At 73.1% G+C, this 16,463-nt stretch carries 14 protein-coding genes; 6 read left to right on the forward strand and 8 right to left on the reverse strand.

What is annotated here, in order from left to right; translation table 11 throughout:
* Positions 1–6: 6 nt before the first annotated feature.
* Positions 7–681: a GNAT family N-acetyltransferase gene (locus HMPREF3159_RS00835; RefSeq protein ID WP_070499122.1), complete on the forward strand. Its 675-nt coding sequence runs from the start codon at positions 7–9 to the stop codon at positions 679–681.
* 91 nt (positions 682–772) lie between these two features.
* Here HMPREF3159_RS00835 and HMPREF3159_RS00840 read toward each other — a convergent pair whose 3' ends face one another.
* From HMPREF3159_RS00840 to HMPREF3159_RS00865, 6 genes are all read right to left on the reverse strand, one after another.
* Positions 773–1,225, reverse strand: coding sequence for a lamin tail domain-containing protein (locus HMPREF3159_RS00840; protein ID WP_246821395.1), 453 nt, complete (start codon positions 1,223–1,225; stop codon positions 773–775).
* Between the two features lie 270 nt (positions 1,226–1,495).
* On the reverse strand, positions 1,496–3,310 hold the full coding sequence (locus HMPREF3159_RS00845; RefSeq protein WP_070499123.1) for an ABC transporter ATP-binding protein: 1,815 nt from the start codon (positions 3,308–3,310) through the stop codon (positions 1,496–1,498).
* Positions 3,307–5,133 carry an ABC transporter ATP-binding protein gene (locus tag HMPREF3159_RS00850; protein WP_070499124.1) on the reverse strand — a complete coding sequence of 609 codons (1,827 nt, stop codon included), beginning with the start codon at positions 5,131–5,133 and terminating at the stop codon, positions 3,307–3,309. The genes HMPREF3159_RS00845 and HMPREF3159_RS00850 overlap by 4 nt, the downstream gene beginning before the upstream one ends.
* A gap of 415 nt (positions 5,134–5,548) precedes the next feature.
* A complete protein-coding gene (locus tag HMPREF3159_RS00855) occupies positions 5,549–5,902 on the reverse strand; it encodes a hypothetical protein (RefSeq protein ID WP_062946634.1) in 354 nt (117 codons plus the stop codon).
* 53 nt (positions 5,903–5,955) lie between these two features.
* Positions 5,956–7,464 (reverse strand): alpha-amylase family glycosyl hydrolase, encoded by a 1,509-nt coding sequence (locus tag HMPREF3159_RS00860; RefSeq protein WP_083305730.1) that lies wholly within the window; start codon positions 7,462–7,464, stop codon positions 5,956–5,958.
* Positions 7,465–7,507: 43 nt separating this feature from the next.
* Positions 7,508–9,634, reverse strand: a complete 2,127-nt coding sequence (locus HMPREF3159_RS00865; protein ID WP_070499125.1) for an acyltransferase family protein — start codon at positions 9,632–9,634, stop codon at positions 7,508–7,510.
* Between the two features lie 137 nt (positions 9,635–9,771).
* On the opposite strand from HMPREF3159_RS00865, the gene HMPREF3159_RS00870 reads away from it, so the two are divergent.
* The 5 genes from HMPREF3159_RS00870 to HMPREF3159_RS00890 all read left to right on the forward strand — a co-directional run bounded on the left by HMPREF3159_RS00870 (position 9,772) and on the right by HMPREF3159_RS00890 (position 14,969).
* Positions 9,772–10,284, forward strand: coding sequence for a hypothetical protein (locus HMPREF3159_RS00870; protein ID WP_070499126.1), 513 nt, complete (start codon positions 9,772–9,774; stop codon positions 10,282–10,284).
* On the forward strand, positions 10,281–10,940 hold the full coding sequence (locus HMPREF3159_RS00875; protein WP_070499127.1) for a response regulator transcription factor: 660 nt from the start codon (positions 10,281–10,283) through the stop codon (positions 10,938–10,940). The genes HMPREF3159_RS00870 and HMPREF3159_RS00875 overlap by 4 nt, the downstream gene beginning before the upstream one ends.
* A complete protein-coding gene (locus tag HMPREF3159_RS00880) occupies positions 10,937–12,241 on the forward strand; it encodes a sensor histidine kinase (RefSeq protein WP_070499128.1) in 1,305 nt (434 codons plus the stop codon). The genes HMPREF3159_RS00875 and HMPREF3159_RS00880 overlap by 4 nt, the downstream gene beginning before the upstream one ends.
* A gap of 150 nt (positions 12,242–12,391) precedes the next feature.
* On the forward strand, positions 12,392–14,023 hold the full coding sequence (locus HMPREF3159_RS00885; protein WP_141748009.1) for an OmpA family protein: 1,632 nt from the start codon (positions 12,392–12,394) through the stop codon (positions 14,021–14,023).
* Positions 14,024–14,135: 112 nt separating this feature from the next.
* Positions 14,136–14,969, forward strand: coding sequence for an alpha/beta hydrolase (locus HMPREF3159_RS00890; RefSeq protein WP_070499130.1), 834 nt, complete (start codon positions 14,136–14,138; stop codon positions 14,967–14,969).
* A gap of 69 nt (positions 14,970–15,038) precedes the next feature.
* On the opposite strand, the gene HMPREF3159_RS00895 is transcribed toward HMPREF3159_RS00890, so the two are convergent.
* Together HMPREF3159_RS00895 and HMPREF3159_RS00900 are read right to left on the reverse strand one after the other, a co-directional pair.
* A complete protein-coding gene (locus HMPREF3159_RS00895) occupies positions 15,039–15,419 on the reverse strand; it encodes a hypothetical protein (RefSeq protein ID WP_070499132.1) in 381 nt (126 codons plus the stop codon).
* The coding region (locus HMPREF3159_RS00900) for a serine hydrolase domain-containing protein (protein WP_083305731.1) at positions 15,416–16,463 on the reverse strand (1,048 nt) is incomplete at its 5' end. The genes HMPREF3159_RS00900 and HMPREF3159_RS00895, both read right to left, overlap by 4 nt.

A 16,463-nucleotide genomic window follows, 5' to 3' on the forward strand; every position in this document is an offset into this window, starting at 1 on the left:
GGGGCGATGTCCGAGCAGACCAGTCCCGAGCCGTTCCCCGCGCTGTCCGCGCTCTACCCCTCCCTCGGGCTCGTCGTCCGCGCCGGGGACCTGACCCTGCGGCCGCTGGCCGATGAGGACCTGCCCGAGTACGCGGCGCTGATCCGTCGGCCGATCTTCGAGGACCCGGCCTCCCCGCAGGTCTTCCCCTGGTACCGAGCCGAGCCGGAGACACGCGTACGCGAGGCGCTGCGCTTCCAGTGGACGCTGCGCAGCGGGATCTCTCCCGAGGGCTGGACCCTCGCCTTCGGGGTGTGGGCGGGAGGCCGGCTGATCGGTGCGCAGGACGTCTCCGCCCAGCGCTTCGCCGAGCGGCGCACCGTCACCTCCGGCTCCTGGCTCACCCTCGACGCCCACGGGAACGGGTACGGCAGGCTCATGCGCCAGGCGATGCTCGTGCTCGCCTTCGACCACCTCGGCGCGCAGCGGGCCGAGTCCGCCGCCGTGATCGGCAATGCCCCCTCCTACGGGGTCTCCCGCGCCTGCGGCTACATCGACAACGGCACCGAGATCTCCACGATCCCTGGCTCCAGTGAGGAGCAGCAGCGCTTCCTCGTCACGCCCGAGCTGCTGCGTCGGCCCGACGTGCCGGTGGAGGTCGAGGGGCTCACGCCCGCGCTGCGGGAGATGCTCGGCGCCTGAGTCGGCGGCGGGAGAGGGCAGAACGGCCCGATGCGACGTTCCCGCGGGAACGCCTGCGGGACCGATGGGCGGCCGCCGGCCCCGCGCCGGATCAGCAGTAAGCGGTCGTCGCGTCGGTGCGGACCGTCGTCTTCGTCGCCTTCTTGACGCCGCCTGCGAACTTGCACGACTCGAGCAGCGTGCCCTTGGAACTGTACAGGCGCGCGGTATCGCCGGTGTTGTTCCAGATGTAGCTCGCCTTGCCCCAGTACAGGGTGGTGGAGGTGTTCTTCCCGGTGCCCGAGCGGATCGTGACGGTCTTGCCAGGGGCGATCTTGAAGCCCTTGGGGAAGGTGTACTTCTGGGGGCCGTTGTCGCGGATCACGAAGCCGGTGAGGGTCAGCGTGGTCTTCCCGGTGTTCTTGACCTGGATGTACTCCTTCACGTACTCGGAGTTCTTCGAGTAGTCCCGGCCGGGCGGGTCGTAGTACACCTTCACGATGTCCAGCGGCTTCTTCACCGCGGCATCGGCGGGCGGGGCGACCGCGACCGGGACCGCGACCACGAGCGCGGCGATCAGCAGCGCCAGGAATCGGGCGCGCGAGAGCAGGGGCAGGGCATGGGACGACCTCTGGGGAGCAGGGGATCCGCGGGTGGCGGCCGACTCTCGTCGGCTCTCCTCAGGATCGGAACCGGTGTGACAGCAGGAAGATAACCGGCGCCGACCTCCTGCGCCAGCGTTCCCGCACAACTGTCGTGGGAACTGCGCCACATCGGCTGCCGGGCGTGGGGCCCGTGCCGCGCGCTCCCGGTGAGAGGGGGCGATCCCGGCGCGCTACATCGACTCCTGCCACGCCTGGTACAGCGCCGCGAAGCGGCCGCCTGCGGCGACGAGCTCGGCGGGGGAGCCGTCCTCGACGACCTGCCCGTCGTGCACCACCAGCACGCGGTCCGCGATCATCACGGTGGTCAGGCGGTGGGCGATGATCAGCGAGGTGCGGCGGCCCAGCAGCTTGGTCAGGCCCTCCTGCACCATCCGCTCGGAGGGTATGTCCAGCGAGCTGGTGGCCTCGTCGAGGATCAGCACCCGCGGGTCGGCGAGGAAGGCGCGGGCGAAGGAGATCAGCTGCCGCTGACCGGCCGAGACGCGGCCGCCGCGCTTGTTCACGTCGGTGTCGTAGCCGTAGGGGAGCTTCTCGATGAACTCGTCGGCCCCGATCGCGCGGGCCGCCGCCTCGATCTCCTCGCGGGGCGCGCCGGGCCGGCCGAGCGCGATGTTGTCCGCGACGGTGCCGGAGAACAGGTACGCCTCCTGCGTGACCATGACGATGTTGCGGGTGAGGTCCTCCATGGAGATGTCACGGAGGTCCACGCCGTCCAGCTTCACGGCGCCCTCGGTCGCGTCGTAGAAGCGGGCGATGAGCTTCGCGACCGTCGACTTCCCGGCGCCGGTCTGGCCCACCAGCGCCACCGTCTGCCCGGCGGGGATGTGCAGGTCCATCGGCTTGAGCACGAGCGGCCCGTCGTCCGAGTAGCGGAAGGAGACGTCCTCGAAGTCGATCTGCCCGTCCGAGCTGGGCAGCGGCGTCGGGGTCTGCGCCTCCTTCACGTGGGGCTGCACGGCCAGCAGGTTCGCGATCTTCTCGAGCGCCGCGACGGCGGACTGGAAGGCGTTGTAGAAGTTCGCGATCTCGTCGATCGGCTGGAAGAAGCGGCGCGAGTAGAGCACGAGCGCGACCAGCACGCCGACCTGCAGGTCGCCGCTGAGCACCCGGAACCCGCCGACGACCAGCACCGCGGCGATGGTGACGTTCGCGAGCACGCGCAGCGCCGGCTGGTAGATGCCGAACACGTTGATCGAGCGCAACGACGCGTCGCGGTAGTCCTGGGCGAGGCGGTCGAACTCGGCCTGGTCGCGGTCCTCCTTGCGGAACGCCTTCACGGCGCGGATCCCGGCCATCGCCTCGACGAAGTGGACGATCAGCCGTGCCGAGTGGGTGCGGATCGCGCGGTACTCGACGCTCGAGCGCTTCTGGAACCACACCGTCAGTGCCACGCACGGGATCAGCATCAACAGCATGACCAGGCCCGTCACCGGGTCCATGGTCACGATCAGCACGATCGTGAACACCATCGACAGCGACGCGCCGACCATGACGTTCACGCCCGAGTCCAGCAGCTCCCGCAGCGCCTCCATGTCGGAGGTCTGCCGCGAGACGATCCGGCCGGAGGTGTAGGACTCGTGGAACTCGAGGTCCTGCTTCTGGGTGAAGCGGAAGACCTTCCGCCGCAGCGCGAGCAGCATCCGCTGGCCGACGACGACGGACTGGCGCACGTACCCGAAGGTCAGCACGCCCCCGACGATCGCGGCGGCGACGGCGAGGGCCGCCGCCTGGAAGGCCGGCCACGGGTCGCCGTCCAGCAGCGCGGGCAGGCCGTGGTCGATGCCTCGGGCGATGATCGCGGGGCCTGCGACGACGGCGAGCTGCGCGACGACGACCATCACGCCCATCACCACGAACTGGCCCTTGACCGGGGAGATCAGCTCGCCGAGCAGGGAGAGGGAGCGCTTGCGGGAGGCCCTCGCCTCCTCAGGGGTGAGGGCCCCGCCGTCGGCGCCGTCCTGGTCGAGCGGTGCGGTGGCGGTCATCGTCCCTCCTCCTGGATGGCGCGGAGCTCGAGCTCACCGGTGAGCGTCTCGATGTCCTGGTCGCGGCGCCGCTCCTCCTCCTGGTTCGCGATCACCCAGCGGTAGCGGGCCGAACTCGCCATCAGCTCGGTGTGGGCGCCGACGGCGACCACCCGCCCGTCGTCCAGCAGCGCGACCCGGTCGGCCAGCGCCACGGTCGAGGTGCGGTGGGCGACGATCAGGGTGGTGGTGCCGGCGAGCACCTCCCGCAGGCGCGCGGTGACGGTCTCCTCGGTCTTGGTGTCGAGGGCGGAGAGCGGGTCGTCCAGCAGCAGCACGGCGGGCTTCGCCGCGATCGCGCGGGCCAGGGCCAGGCGCTGGCGCTGCCCGCCGGAGAGGCTCATGCCCTCCTCGCCGATGCGGGTGTCGACCCCGTCCGGCAGCTCGTAGGCATAGGTCGCATCCGCCGTGCGCAGCGCGAGGTGCAGCAGCTCCTCCGCCTCCTGCGCGGACAGGGCCGGGTCCGCGCCGAGCAGCACGTTGTCCCGCACCGAGTCGGAGAACAGGGTCGCGTCCTCGAAGGCGACGGCGGTGAGGGTGCGCAGCGTGGTGAGGTCCATGTCGCGGATGTCGACGTCGTCGATCGTGATCGCGCCGGCGGTCGTGTCGTACAGCCGCGGCACCAGCTGCAGCAGGGTCGACTTGCCGCTGCCGGTGACGCCGACCAGCGCCATCGTCTCCCCGGGGCGGACCTCGAGGTCCACCCCGTCCAGCACCTCGCCGACGTGCTCGGGGGCGTCGGCGTAGCGGAAGTGCACGCGGTCCAGGCGCACAGCCCCGATCGCCGCGGCCGGGTCCACCGGTGCCGGGCGCTCGGGCGAGACGATCGTGTTCTCGGTGTCCATCACCTCGTAGTGGCGGTCCAGCGCGGTGCTCGCGTTCACGGCCTGGCCCAGCAGCATGCCGAGCATCCGCACCGGGCCGACCACCAGCGTGGCGGTCGCGAAGTAGGAGGCGAGCTGGCCGGTGGTGATGGACCCGTCGGCGGTCAGGTGCAGTCCCACCAGCAGCGCGACGCCGAGCGCGAGCTCGGGGAGCATGAACATGAATATGTCGAAGCGGGCGATGGCGGTCGCCTTCTTCACCTCGGTGCGGCGCAGCTCCTCGGCCTGCTCGGTGAAGCCCGCCAGCGCCGTCGGCCCCCGACCGAAGGCCTTCAGCACGCGGATGCCCTGCACCGACTGCTCGATGGTGGTGGCGAGGTCGCCGTTCTGGTCCTGCGAGCGGCGGGAGAGGACCGAGAAGGTGCGGTTGAAGCGGTAGGCGATGATCGAGACGGGCACCGCGGCGATGAAGAAGATCAGCGCCAGCAGCGCGCTGGAGCGGATCAGCAGCACCATGCCCACCGCGATCGTCACCGCGTTGGTGACGGCCATGATCATGCCGAACGCGATCCAGCGGCGGATCTGGTTGATGTCGCTCATCATGCGCGAGAGCAGCTGGCCGGAGCCCCAGCCGTCGTGGAAGGTGACGGGCAGGTGCTGGACCTTCTGGTAGAAGCCCACGCGGATCTGTTTCTCGACGGTGGTCGAGGGGGCGACGGCGAAGGTGCGGCGCAGCCAGATCAGGGTGGCCTCGACGATGCCGAGGCCCAGCACGATCGCGCCGCCGGTCCAGATCGTGATGGCGGTGGCGTCGCTGCCGAGCCGGTTGACGATGACCTCGAGGACCTGCGGGATCATCAGCGCCACGAGCGAGGCCGTCATGGCGCTGAGCAGGCCGAGGAAGAGGCGGATTCTGATGGGACGGACCGTCTGCCAGAGGCGGCGCATGGTGCCGAGCATGGGGAGAGAGTTCCTCAGAGGGGAGTGCGCCCCGGCGGTCGGGGACGAGGACTTAGCCTAGTCAACTATCCCGACAGGTGACAGCGCATTCCGGGACCGTCCGCTCCGGCGCGTCGCTCGTCTCGTCTCTCCTGGACGGGGTCCATCCCTCTGAGCCGTCGTGATGGGGCCGGATACCGACAGGTCTGACGGGATCGATTCAGGACGCGCGGGGAGGCTGGCTGCTCCCCGAGGCGTCGCCGACGGGCGCGTGGTGACGCGACGTGGCGATATCGCCACGACGTGCCGTGGAGCGCCCGTCCGGGCCCGGGCGGGCGGGAGGGGATGCCGGCAGGGCAGGCGTCCGGCGACGCCCGGCCGACGGCTCAGGCGTCCGGCCTACGGGGCAGGCGTCCGGCGCCGCCCGGCCGACGGGTCAGGCGTCGGCGTCGGCGGGCAGCCACTCGCCGTAGGCGGCGTCGGACAGCAGCGCCGCGGCGCCGGCCGAGGCGGCGGTCACCGTGAGGACCGCGGGCCAGGCCCCGATCTTCTTCGCCAGCGGGTGGGAGAGTCCGAAGCCGAGCACGTAGGTCGCGCCGAGCACGGCGGTGGTCGCGGGCCCGCGCCGGGCGAGCCAGGTGCGGCCCGCGTAGATCCCGGCTGCGGCGAGGACCACGCCGCCGAGCGGGCGGATGCCGGTCTCCCGCGCGGTCAGCCAGCCGCCGATCAGCCCGGCGGCGACGACGGGGGCGGTGTTCACGGACTCGGCGGGCTTGATCGCGGTGCTCATGCCTCGAGCCTACGTCGTGAGTCCCGGCGGCGGCTGAGACGTCGGATCGTCCCTCAGCGAACTACCGCGATGCCGTGGGCGGGGACCGTCCCCTCGGCGGAGGGGCCGACGGCGTCGAGCATGTCCGCGCCGCTGACCGCCTCGAGCACCTCGCCCGGGGCGGGCAGGGCCTCGTCGCCGAGGTTCAGCACCAGGGTGAGCGGGGAGGGGCGCTCGCCGGCCGCACCGTCGGCCGCTGGACCGGTCCCGCCCTCGACGGCGTCGGCCGTCGGGGTCAGCACGATCTGCGCCCAGGTGTTCGTCAGCGTCGACTCGTCCACGGCGACCGAGGCGGTGGTGAGCCAGCGCTCGCGTCGGCGCAGGGAGAGCAGGCGCTGGTGGACCTCGAGGATCCGCCCGGCCGCCGCCGGGGCGAGCAGCTGCAGGGAGCGCGGCGACTCGTCGCCCGCGTCGGCGGCCTCGTGCGCGGCGACGACCTCGTCGGGCGAGCCGGGGAACCAGGGCCGGATCGCATCGTCTCCGCCCTCGCGCTCCTCCTTCATCGCGGCGGCGCCGAACTCGTCCCCGGCGTAGACGGCGGGGATGCCGGGCAGCAGGGCGAGCAGCGCGGTCGCGGCGGCGAGGTCGCGGCCGTCCTCCAGCTGGGAGGCGATGCGGGTGGTGTCGTGGTTGCCCACGAAGGTCAGCGGCAGAGCGCCCGCGCCGGACTCCCGGAACTGGTCGAGGAAGCCCTGGTGGCGGCCGAGCGCATGCGCGAGCTCGAAGAGATTCCCGTCGCGCAGCGAGGACCAGATCGCCTTCCACAGCTCGTACTGGGTGATCGAGTCCGCGCCGGAGGCGGCGGCGAAGGCCGGGTACTCGCCGTGGATCACCTCGCCGAGGATCCACGCCTCGGGATGCGCGGCTCGGACCCGCTCGAGGATCGGCGCCCACGCCTCGGCGCCCGCGGCGTACATCGCGTCCAGCCGCCAGCCGTCGGCCCCGCGCTCGAGCCAGCGGCTCATGATCTCCACGATCCGGTCCTGGATGACGGGATCGGAGAGATCCACCTCGACCAGGTCGTCGTTGCCTTCGAAGCCGTAGGGGCTCGTGCCCGCCCAGCGGATCCGGTCGCCCTCCTCGGTGCCGGGGCCGGCGGCGATCGCGCGGCGCGCGGTGGGGTGGAGGTGGGAGATGTGGTTGAAGACCCCGTCGAGCACGAGGCGGATCCCGCGCTCGCGACAACCCGCGACCAGCGCGTCGAAGTCCTCCTCGTCGCCGAGTCGCGGGTCGATCCGGCGATGCTCGAGGGTGTCGTAGCCGTGGGAGACCGAGTCGAAGATCGGGTTCAGCAGCAGCACGTTCGCGCCGAGGGAGACGAGGTGGTCGAGCCAGCCGGTGAGGCGGCGCAGGCGGTGCACGACGTTCTCGCCGTCGGCCCCGCCGTAGGTCTCGCCGGTGAGGTCCTCGCGGTGGCGGGGCGCGCCGCAGAAGCCCAGCGGGTACACCTGCCAGCAGATCGCGTCTCGGGCCCAGGCGGGGGCGGCGTGCGGTGCGGGCGCGGCGGGGGCGGTCTCGGTCATGGCGCCATCGTAGGCGGGACCTCGCGCGCCACGCCGTGGGCCGTCAGCGCGCCCCGCGCTCGCCGGCCAGGGCGATGGCGCGGCTGTAGAGCGCGCCTCCCTCGGGATCGGGATGGACGCGATCGGGGCCGAGCCCTTCGGGGGCGCCGCCGATGGCCCCGTGCCAGTCCGCGACCTCGGTACGAGGGTCCTGCTCCGCGAAGTCGGCGATCTCGGCATTGACCGCGGACTCCCAGGATCTGTCCGCGTAGGCGTTGACCAGGATCAGGGTGCGGTCGGGTCCGATCGCCTCGCGCATCTCCTGGAGGGTGCCGGGGGCGTACTCGCCGTTGGTGCCCAGCCCCACGACCACGACGGGACGCAGCCGGCCTCGCTCGGCCAGCTCCCGGAGGAGGACCGGTCCCTGCTGGGGCAGTCGCGAGACCTCGGCATCGATGGTGATGCCGGGGAACTCGTCGACGAGCGCGGGCGCCGAGGCCAGCATGACCGAGTCCCCGACGGCGACCATGTCCTCTCCGCGCAGCGCCGGGCCGTCCGCGGCATCGGCCGGGCCCTCGGTCGACCCGTTCGCCGGGCCGTCGGTCGACCTGTTCGCCGGGTCGTCGGTCGCGGCGTCCTCGCGGGAGGCGGAGGGGTCGCCCTCGGGCACCGGCGTCCCGTCCTGAGCGTCGGCCCCGCCGGTGGGCTCGTCGACCTGCGGATCCGGGGACCCCGCGGCCGGGCCCGTCTCCTCCGTCGCCCCGCCTTGCGCGTCTGCGGCGCCCCCGCCCTGCACAGCGGCGGAGCCGGCCGCGATCTGACGCTCGGCCGCGGTCTCCTGCGGGGAGAGGATCGCCGCGCCGACGGTCGCCAGGACCAGAGGCAGCGCGACCACGGCGACCCGCAGCCGGCGCCTGCGGGGAGCGGGGGAGTGCGTCCCCGCCCACCACCCCTGGAATCCGAGACGGAGGATGGGCGACTCCACGAACCGCCACGAGAGGTTGGCGGCGAGCAGGGACAGCAGGATCGCGAGCGCTGGGGCGCACCAGGCGGGCAGGCTCCCGGGGACGGCGTCGCGGAGGATCACCAGCAGCGGCCAGTGCCACAGGTAAAGGGCGTAGGAGCGCGTCCCGACGGCGACCATCGGGCGGGACGCGAGCAGCGAGGCGACGGGGCTCCTCCCGCGGGCGCCGAGGAGGACCAGCATCGTCAGAGCGACCGCGAGCGGCGACGCCGCCGTGAACGCGGAGGCCTCGGGAATGCGCAGGGCCGTGATCAGGATGCCCACGATCCCCACCGTGAGCAGGGCGGACAGGACCGTCGTGCGCAGCGGTGACGCCGCCGCGGGCGCGCCGCGGAGGTGCCGGGCCTCGAGGTGCCGGGCCGACGTGCGAGGATCCCGCGCCGCGCTGCGGACGCTCTCGATCGCCTCCGAGGCGGGTGCATGCAGCCAGAGGGCGAGCGCCGCGCCCGCGAGCAGGCCGAAGCCGTGGGTGTCGGTCCCCATGTAGGCGCGCGAGGTGCCCTGGGTCGCCGCAGCGATCTCGCCCCAGAGGAGCGAGGCGAGCGCGAGCACGATCGTCACGGTGCCCGCCCGGCGCACGGCCCGGCCCTGCAGGGACCGCGCGCGGGGCGAGACCGCCCACAGGACCACCAGCACCGCCACGGGCCACAGCAGATAGAACTGCTCCTCCACGGCCAGGGACCAGAGGTTCTGCAGGACCGGCGGCGAGGACCCCAGGAAGTAGTCCTCGCCGCCGGAGATCTGGGACCAGTTGCTCACGAAGAGCAGACCGCCGAGAAGCTGCCGCGGGAGGTCGACGGCGGCGTCGCCCCCGGTGACCAGGAGCATCGCCCCCACCGTCATCAGCATCAGCGCCAGTGCGGGCAGGATGCGGCGGGCCCGTCGCCTCCAGAAGCGGCCCAGGTGCACGCTGCCGCGCTCGCGCTCGCGCATCAGCCCTCGGGTGATCAGGTAGCCGCTGAGCACGAAGAACACATCGACGCCGATCAGCCCGGAGGGCACGGCGCCGGGGGCCGCGTGGTAGGCGACGACGAGGCCGACGGCGATCGCGCGCAGCCCGTCCAGGGCCGGCATGCGCGCGTCCGAGCGCTCCCCGGTGGGCGCGGGCCGGCGCGCGGCCGACGGGACCGGGGAGCGGGTGCTGGAGAGCGCGGGGTCGGAGAGCACGGCGTGGAGGCTAGGATCCACAGGTCACGGTTCCCTCACAGCACGGAGGAGTTCCCGCATCGGCCGGGCCTCCACGGCGGGGACGCACGGGAACCGGTGAGAGAAACTTGTGAGGACACTCGGGGAGGCTCCAGGATATGGATTCCACGCGCAGCGTCCCGTCCCGTCGGACCCGTCTCCGCGCCGGTCGCCTCCTGCTGCCGATCGGCGCCCTGGTCCTGACCCTCCTCGCCGCGGTGAGCGTGCTGGTCCCGTGGCCGGTGCTGGGATCGGGCTTCGAGCTCGCCGAGACGACGGCCGACGAGGCGACGTTCCTCCTGGACTGCGACTCCTCGGCGGCCCGCGAGCCCTCCAGCCTCGTGCTCACCTGCGCGGACGCGGGCGCGGGGCTGGACGCGCTGCGCTGGACCTCCTGGGGCGAGGAGGAGGCCGGTGCGCACGGCATCATCCGCCTGAACGTCTGCGAGCCCTCGTGCGCGGAGGGCTCCACGCAGGAGTACCGCGTGCGGGTGGTCGCCTCGGACCGTCTGACCTCCGGGATCGTCAGCACGTACCGCACCCTCACGGTGACCTATCTCGACGACGCTCCTTCCTGGGCCCCCTCCGGCACCGAGCACTACGACGTCACACGCACGCAGGGGCGCCCATGAGCATCTCCGTGCTCGTCGTGGAGGACGACGACGACGTCCGCGAGACCACGAAGCTGGTCCTTCAGCGCCAGGGCTTCACGGTCGCCACCGCGGCCGACGGCGCCGAGGGCTACGAGCTCGCCCTCCGGCTGCGGCCGGACGTGGCCGTGGTGGACATCGGCATGTCTCGCGTGGACGGCCTCACGCTCACCCGCACGCTGGCCGAGGCGGGCGCCTGCCCGGTGCTGCTGCTGACCGCGCGAGATCTGCCTGAGGACCAGGTGATGGGATTCGAGGCCGGGGCGTTCGACTTCGTGACCAAGCCCTTCGACTCGCGGGTGCTCGCGGCCCGGCTGCGCTCCCTGGTCCGGCGCACCGCGCCGCCGGCCGGTCCGGAGCGCCTCGGGCCGCTGGAGATCGACCGCGACGCCCACCGGGTGACGCGGCAGGGGGAGACCCTGACCCTGTCCCCCACGGAGTACGACCTGCTCCTGCTGTTCATGGACAACCGGGGCATCGTCCTCAGCCGCGCGACGATCCTGCGCGAGGTGTGGGGCGACTCGGCCTGGTCCGACGAGCACATCGTGGACGTGAACATCCAGCGACTGCGCCGACGGGTGGGGCCCGGCGTGATCACGACGGTGCGCGGCGCCGGCTACCGGGCGGACGCCGCATGAAGGGCATCCCCTGGTACGCCTCGCTGCGGTTCCGCTTCGCCGCGGTGCTGGCCGTGACCTCCTTCGCGATCGCCGCGCTGCTGGGCGCGTGGATCGCCCATGTCGCCCTGGGCGACGCCCGCGACCAGATGCGCGAGCAGGCGGCGGCGACGCTGCGCGCGGGCACCGCCACCTACGAGACCACCCGGACCGTCGCGCCGACGGTGCAGATCGGCGAGAAGGGGCTCCCCAGCGGTCTCGCGCAGCGTGCCCGGGAGCACGACGACATCGTCACCTCCGCCGATGAGCGCGAGACCTGGGCCGCCGTGCAGGCCCAGGACGGCACGACCCTCTCGGTGCGGCTGCCCAGCGCGCCCGTCGTGGAGCGGTGGGAGGAGCTCGCGCGGACCATCCTGGCGCTCTCCCTCGCCGTGGCGGCCGCCGCGAGCGGCATCGGCTGGTTCGTCTCCGGCGGCCTGACCCGCAGACTGCGACGCGCCGCGGAGATCACCCTCGAAGGGGGCGATGTGCAGGGGCACGACGCCGCACTCGCCCGGCTCCGCGCCGATGCCGACGGCGCACCGCGCCGGGACGCGCCGCGCCGGACCCCGTCCGGCGAGCAGGACGAGGTCGGCGTGCTCACCGGGGTCATCGAGGACACGACGCGCCGACTGCTGCTGAAGATCCAGCAGGAGCGCGCCCTGACCGCGGACGCCGCCCACGAGCTGCGGACCCCGCTCACCGCGCTGACCAGCGCTGTGGAGCTCCTCGACGACAGTGCCGAGGCGGAGAGGGTGCGGACCCTGCTCGGACGCATGCGACGACTGGTCGACGACATGCTGTCCCTGGCCCGGGAGGACGCTGCCGACCAGGCCGACCGCGACGTGGTGCGCACTGAGGACCTCGCCCGGGAGGCCGCGGGCTCCGGCCCCGGGGAGGTCGAGGTGCAGGTGGAGACTCCCGGCCGGGTGCGATGCGACGAGCAGCTGGTCGTCTCGGTGCTCGAGTCGCTGGTGCTGAACGCGGTCCGGCACGGCGCCCCGCCGATCACGATCGAGGTCGACGGCGAGGAGATCCGGGTGCGCGACCGCGGTCCGGGGTTCCCGGACGAGATCCTCACCGACGGGCCCCGACGGTTCCACTCGATCGGGCCGACCGGCGGCTCCGGCCTCGGACTGGTGATCGCCCAGCGCCGTCTCGAGCGGACCGGGGGGACGCTCGCCTTCGGCGGGGGAGGCGAGGCCCGCAGCGGCGAGGACCGGAGCGGCGAGGACGGGCCGCAGGGGGCCGTGGTCACCGTCCGCCTCGAGCCCGCGAGCTGAGGTCCGCGCCGCAGAGCGCCGGACGTGCCCCTCCTGCGGCGCGCCGCCGCTCCTCGGGTCGCACCACCTCGCCCGCCGTCCCCTCCTGCATGGGAGACTCTGGAGTCGCAGCCGGTCGGGGGGCGATCGGCGACGCACGAAGGGGTTCCCATGACCGGATGGACGAGACGACGCGCGCTCGCGGCGGCAGGCGCGGCGGCGATGCTGCCGGTTCTCGCCGCCTGCACCGGAGGGGAGGACGAGGCGGGCGCGGAGGGAGCCTCCGACCAGGGCGGTGAGCAGGCCGAGCCCGCCCCGGACCCGGAGGAGGTCGTCGAGACCCGCGCCCTGGCCTCCGGCTACGGAGAGGTCGAGCTGGCCCTCCACCCGCTGGTCCGCTCCGGCGAGCACTGCGTGCTCACCGTCGACGTGACCGCCCTGTCCGTGCCCGAGGGGGAGAGCGGCGTGACCCCGAGCCGCTTCGCGGCCGACGTCAGCCTCCACCGCTCCTCCGCGACCGCCGAGCCCTGGGGCGCTCTGCGCCTGGTCGACGCCGGCGGGGCGGCGATCCGCCTGGTCGCGACCACGGCCGACGGTCGGGTCGTGGCCCGTGCCTCCGCCGACCCCGAGGAGATCACCGTCGAGACGCTGCGGCTGCAGCTGGTGTACGCCGCGCCGGAAGACGGGGTGGAGACGATCGGTCTGCTCCTGCCGGGCTGGTTCGTCGAGGCGCTGCCCGTGATCGAGGCGGAGGTGCCCGAGCTCGGCGGGGAGCCGGAGCGGGACGTCCCTCTGGACGAGCTGCTCGGTCATGTCGAGCAGGCTCCGGTGATCCCGCTCGAGGGCTATGCGAGACGGCTCGAGGGCTCGGTGCAGACGATCGAGTCGAGCGAGGAGCTCGAGATCCGCCTGGCCGGTGACGTGCTCTTCGACAGCAGCTCCTACGAGATCGACGGCCGCGCCGACCGGGTACTCGACGCCGCGGCGGCGAGCATCGGCGCCTACGAGGGCGGGGTGGTGACGGTCATCGGCCACACCGATGACGTCGGCGGCGACGCCGACAACCAGACCCTCTCCGAGCAGCGGGCCGCGGCGGTGGCGGAGGCGCTCTCCTCCCGCCTCGACACCTCCGTGTACGAGCTGCGGCCCGAGGGGCGCGGCGAGTCCGAGCCGCTGGTCCCGAACGACTCCGCCGGGAACAGACAGCTCAACCGCCGGGTCACCCTCACGCTCACCGCGCAGAAGACCACCGAGATCGAGGTCGAGACCGACGGGCAGACCCTGGACTTCGACCCGGGCCCGCTCGGCCAGGGCGTCGAAGCACCCGGCCCCGAGGGTTTCGACCGCGCCGTCGACCCGGAGCACGAGTACCGCTTCTCCTCCCCGTCGGCCCGACGTGTGGACGGCCTGCTGGAGGTCACCGTGCTCGCCGAGCGCATCGGCGGCGAGGGGGCCGGCGGCTACAACAAGACCGTGAACGTCGCCGCCGGCGGCGTGTTCAGCTACCGGGGGCTGTCCACGGGCCACTCGGCCAAGCACGTGGGCTTCGCGCCGCGCCTGCTGGTCGGTGCGACGGCCACCTACCCGCTGGACTACCTGCTCGGGGAGTCGACGACGGAGGGGAGCCTCGAATGGCGCATCGTCTCGGACCCCTCGGGGCGGGACGGCGCCGCCGTCGGCGACACCCTGCGCTTCGTCGCGCTGTACCGGGACATCCCGGGCGCCGAGACGCTCGACATCGAGCAGCCCTACGTGCTGGGGGCGGTCCCGTTCCGCTTCACCGACATCCCGATCGAGGAGTGAGCACAGGGCCGGGCCGGGCGGAGCGGGGTGGGATGCTGAGGACCGTCGGCCCCGCGTCGCTGCTCGCGGCGCCGCTGCCGGCACCCGCCCGTCCCGCTCACCGAGGAGAGACATGATCCGTCTGCGCACCGACTTCTTCGCCGAGTCCCTCGGGATGGGCACCTCGATGGTGGTGCTGATGCCGCAGGCCGCCTCCGGGATCGGGATGGAGGGTTCCGACGCACCGGGCGCAGGCCCGTCGGCCGACGGAACGGCCGACGGCGGTGCGGACGCCGGCGGCGCAGGCGCGGCCGACGGGCCCGCCGTGCCCGTGCTCTATCTCCTGCACGGCCTCAGCGACGACTGCACCATCTGGGAGCGCCGCACCTCGATCGAGCGCTACGCGACCGAGAAGGGGATCGCCGTGGTGATGCCCGAGGTGCGCCGCTCCTTCTACACCGACGAGGCGGTGGGGGAGGCGTACTGGACCTTTGTCGCCGAGGAGCTGCCGCGGATCGTCGCGCGCACCTTCCGCGTCTCGACCGCGCGGGAGGACACCTTCGTCGCGGGCCTGTCGATGGGCGGCTTCGGCGCGCTCAAGCTCGCGCTGAACCATCCGGAGCGCTTCGCGGCCGCGGCGAGCCTGTCCGGAGCGGTCGACCTCACCTCGATGGACCTCGACTGGACCGGCACCCTCGCCCAGCGCGTCTGGGGCGGCCGAGAGATCGCCGGCACCGCCGATGACCTGCTCGGACTGCTCGGCAAACGCGATCCCGCCGAGCTGCCGGCCCTGTTCCTCGACTGCGGCACCGAGGACCAGCTGATCGACCAGAACCGCCGCTTCCTCGCCGCGGCCGAGCAGGCCGAGGTCGAGGTCGCCTCGCGCCTGCGTCCCGGCGCCCACACCTGGGAGTTCTGGGACGAGGGCATCCAGGACGTGCTGGACTGGCTGCCGATCCGGGGCTGAGGCAGGGCGTCGGCCGGTCCGCAGATCGGTGCCTGGCGCGCCCAGGGCTCCGCTCGGGACGAGGCGCGGTCAGCCGGCGATCAGCGCCACGACCACCAGCGCCAACCAGAACAGCACCTCGATGACCGCGGAGCTGCGCGGCGGCGGGTCCAGGAGCTTGGCCTCGCGGGGGCTCGGCTCCGACGGCGGGGTGCCGACGAGCAGGCGCCTGGCGGAGAAGGCGATGCCGAGCAGGATCGCGAGCGTGAACGCCCAGCTGACCCACCACAGCGCGTCCGGGAGGAGCCCCGCCAGGCCGATCACGCCCATCAGCGAGGCGGCGCCGACGGCTTGCAGCGCGAGGCGCACCGGGTGCTGGTAACGGGTCCAGATCTGCACGATCGTCACCACCAGCGCGACGACGAGATACGCCCCCATCAGCAGCGGCAGCAGCGCGAGCACCGTGTTCACAGCGCCACCTCCCCGGTGAGCACGCCCACGGCGAGCTCGTCGAGGGAGCGGGCAGTGTCCGAGAGCAGCGCGAGGCCCCGCCCGCTCGAGGGGTCCCAGCCGACGAACGAGGCGTAGCCGCCGGTCATGCCGTTGTGCCAGGTGATCGGCTGACCGCTGCCGAAGTCCTCGAGGAACCAGTTCATCGCCGTGGAGCTCTCCGCGCTCTCCTCGAACAGCACCTCCGTCGCGGCCGCCGCGCCCGGGGCGGAGCCGTCGATCATGGCGGTGAGATAGCGGGTCATGTCCGCCGGGGTGGAGCGGATGCCGCCGGCAGGGGCGGAGCCGTGCATGGTCCACATGCCCTGGCGCAGGCCGCTCGTGCCGTGCCCGCGTCGAGCCGACTCCCGCAGGTTCTCGGCGGTGATGGGTGCGTACGTGCTGGTCATGCCGAGCGGCTCGAGGATCCTCTCGGTGAGCAGTGTGGCGTAGTCGGTGCTCGCGGCGGTCGCGAGCAGCTGTCCCTCAAGTGCGACGGCGAGGTTCGAGTAGGCGTGCTGGCCGCGGCCCGACGGCGTTTCGTCGAGGGCGTCGGCGATGACCTGCTTCCCGTCTCGGCCTCGGTAGGGGTCCTTCCGCAGCAGTCCGGCGAGGATGCTCCCGCCGCCGGCGGCGGCCGAGGCGAGGCGCGGCAGGCCCGAGCTGTGGGTGGCGAGCTCGGCGAGGGTGACGTCCGCGATGGCGCTGCCCCCCGCGTCCGTGCCGAGCACCTCGGCGACGGTGGTCTCCGTAACGAGCTCCCCGCGCTCGACCGCGACGGCCAGCAGCGCACCGGTGAAGGTCTTGGAGACCGAGCCGATCTCGAACTCGGAGCCCTCCAGCGCGGCGCCGTCGCCGGTGCCGAAGCCGGCCAGGCGCGCCTGCCCGCCCTCGACCAGGACCGCGGCGACCCGTCGGTGTCCGCGCAGGTGAGGGGCGAGAGCGCTGGCGAGCTGCTCGTCGCCGGCCGGCTCGCCGAGGGAGGCGGGACGCGGCGCGGTCAGCGCCGTCAGGCCGACGACGGCT

It is taken from the genome of Brachybacterium sp. HMSC06H03, assembly GCF_001807385.1.
GTDB classification, from domain to species: Bacteria; Actinomycetota; Actinomycetes; order Actinomycetales; family Dermabacteraceae; genus Brachybacterium; species Brachybacterium conglomeratum.

Bases quoted from the DNA above. Each gene is read 5' to 3' on its own strand.
- HMPREF3159_RS00855 (WP_062946634.1), bottom strand. From the start codon at position 5,902: ATGAGCACCGCGATCAAGCCCGCCGAGTCCGTGAACACCGCCCCCGTC.
- HMPREF3159_RS00885 (WP_141748009.1), top strand. From the start codon at position 12,392: ATGACCGGATGGACGAGACGACGCGCGCTCGCGGCGGCAGGCGCGGCG.
- HMPREF3159_RS00850 (WP_070499124.1), bottom strand. From the start codon at position 5,133: ATGCTCGGCACCATGCGCCGCCTCTGGCAGACGGTCCGTCCCATCAGA.
- HMPREF3159_RS00875 (WP_070499127.1), top strand. From the start codon at position 10,281: ATGAGCATCTCCGTGCTCGTCGTGGAGGACGACGACGACGTCCGCGAG.
- HMPREF3159_RS00880 (WP_070499128.1), top strand. From the start codon at position 10,937: ATGAAGGGCATCCCCTGGTACGCCTCGCTGCGGTTCCGCTTCGCCGCG.
- HMPREF3159_RS00845 (WP_070499123.1), bottom strand. From the start codon at position 3,310: ATGACCGCCACCGCACCGCTCGACCAGGACGGCGCCGACGGCGGGGCC.
- HMPREF3159_RS00835 (WP_070499122.1), top strand. From the start codon at position 7: ATGTCCGAGCAGACCAGTCCCGAGCCGTTCCCCGCGCTGTCCGCGCTC.
- HMPREF3159_RS00890 (WP_070499130.1), top strand. From the start codon at position 14,136: ATGATCCGTCTGCGCACCGACTTCTTCGCCGAGTCCCTCGGGATGGGC.
- HMPREF3159_RS00870 (WP_070499126.1), top strand. From the start codon at position 9,772: ATGGATTCCACGCGCAGCGTCCCGTCCCGTCGGACCCGTCTCCGCGCC.
- HMPREF3159_RS00860 (WP_083305730.1), bottom strand. From the start codon at position 7,464: ATGACCGAGACCGCCCCCGCCGCGCCCGCACCGCACGCCGCCCCCGCC.